This is a genomic window from Staphylococcus pasteuri (assembly GCF_030547725.1).
In the GTDB taxonomy this organism is placed as follows: domain Bacteria; phylum Bacillota; class Bacilli; order Staphylococcales; family Staphylococcaceae; genus Staphylococcus; species Staphylococcus pasteuri.
Genome location: NZ_JAUOQO010000054.1, coordinates 1 through 398, shown reverse-complemented (window position 1 = coordinate 398; position 398 = coordinate 1). Strand labels below are relative to the sequence as shown.

At 48.7% G+C, this 398-nt stretch carries 1 protein-coding gene; it reads left to right on the top strand.

Annotated elements, in window-relative coordinates:
- The coding region (locus Q4528_RS12765) for an aspartate/glutamate racemase family protein (protein WP_303521847.1) at positions 1–378 on the top strand (378 nt) is incomplete at its 5' end.
- Positions 379–398 lie beyond the last annotated feature (20 nt).

Below are 398 nucleotides of genomic sequence, written 5' to 3'. Positions count from 1 at the left end.
GGTTATGGGTTTGCTATCCTAACCGCGCAATCTAAGTCCATCGCAATACTCTCCCAAAACGCTATAAACTACGGCTTTGAGCGGCAATGCAAAGGGGTGTATGCCGCTTGTATACCCGTATTAGCACTAGAGGCCTTATCAGAATCCGAGCGAGCCCACTTGGTCGCCCGTGCAGAAGCCATCCTTCAACACAGCGAAGCCGAAGTGCTTGTCTTTGGATGCGCAGGACTCACCCAACAACAAAGTCACTTTAGCCACAAACTCAATTTGCCTGTCGTTGATGGCGTTCGCGCGGGCGTATCTATGCTAGAAGGGCTAGTACGCAATAAACTCCAAACCAGTAAACGAAATACTTTCCAAACAAACACTATGGCCTAAGCCAACCCATAGCTTATTGA